Origin of the sequence: Acetobacter sp. AN02 (assembly GCF_029759835.1) — a bacterium.
Taxonomy (GTDB): Bacteria; Pseudomonadota; Alphaproteobacteria; order Acetobacterales; family Acetobacteraceae; genus Acetobacter.
Map to the genome: position 1 here is coordinate 1 of NZ_JAJJND010000182.1, position 1,135 is coordinate 1,135.

The following is a 1,135-nucleotide window of genomic DNA, read 5'->3' on the forward strand; positions in this document are numbered from 1 at the left end:
CGGGCGAAGACTCAAGACCCTCAGTGGCCTTACCCCTTACGAATACGTCTGCAAAATCTGGACTTCAGAGCCAGAAAGATTCATCATCAATCCAGCCCATCAAATCCCGGGACTAAACACCTTATGTGATTGCGGAGTTTATATTTTCTCTTATCGTATTCGATGGATTTTCCCACGAAGACGTGTAGCGTCGTTGTGTGTGAACGCTGCTACCAAAGCGCGTTTGGTAGTAAAGGATGTTCTAAAATGCCAGATCGTGATCTCTTTTCACTCGTGGGACGTCGCGCCCTTGTAACGGGTTCCTCTCAGGGGATTGGCCTTACGCTGGCGCGAGGTCTTGCAAGCTATGGTGCCGAGATTGTCCTGAATGGGCGGAATGAAGAACGCCTACGGGCGGTTTGCGCTGAACTGACGGATGCCGGGTTCACGGCATCCGTTGAAGCGTTTGACGTCACGGATCAGGAAGCCGTGATCGCTGGCGTTGAGCGGATCGAGGAACGAGATGGCCCAATCGATATTCTCATTAGCAATGCTGGTATTCAGCGCCGTGCGCCGCTTGAGCAATTTGCGCGAGCGGATTGGGACGATTTGATTTCGACGAATCTTAATTCTGTCTTTTTCGTAGGGCAGGCAGTTGCGCAGCATATGATCCCGCGAAACAGAGGGAAGATCGTCAATATTTGTTCTGTGCAGAGTGAACTGGCCCGGCCGGGTATTGCGCCCTATACGGCAACTAAAGGAGCAGTGAAAAACCTGACTAAGGGTATGGCAACTGACTGGGCTAAATATGGGCTTCAGATCAATGGGCTTGCACCAGGTTATTTCGCAACGGAGATGAATTCAAAGCTTGTAGAAGACGAAGTTTTTACAGACTGGTTACGTAAGAGAACTCCTGCCGCGCGTTGGGGTAATGTAGAAGAACTTGTTGGCGCAGCTGTCTTTCTCTCGTCTGATGCATCAAGCTTTGTAAACGGTCATATGTTGACGGTTGATGGCGGCATTACAGTGTCGCTTTGAAGAAAATTTCTTCAGATGCTTTTGTTTGGCGGTTGAAGTTGCTCTAGCAGCCTGTCGGGTTGGGCATTTTGCGGATCATAGGGCTGAGGCTGACCTGTCTTATGCTGCGTGAAGCCGT

General features: G+C 50.3%; 1 protein-coding gene and 1 pseudogene. Both read left to right on the plus strand.

Going from position 1 to position 1,135, the window contains the following annotated elements:
- Positions 1 to 118, plus strand: a pseudogene (locus LOC54_RS12410) (IS481 family transposase); the annotation flags it as partial.
- Positions 119 to 246: 128 nt separating this feature from the next.
- The gene (locus LOC54_RS12245) at positions 247 to 1,017 is read left to right on the plus strand and encodes an SDR family oxidoreductase (RefSeq protein ID WP_279314055.1); all 771 of its coding nucleotides are present in this window, start codon (positions 247 to 249) and stop codon (positions 1,015 to 1,017) included.
- Positions 1,018 to 1,135: the final 118 nt, after the last annotated feature.

What these genes read in the sequence shown, in the direction of transcription:
- LOC54_RS12245 (WP_279314055.1), top strand. Translation starts at nt 247, where the DNA reads ATGCCAGATCGTGATCTCTTTTCACTCGTGGGACGTCGCGCCCTTGTA.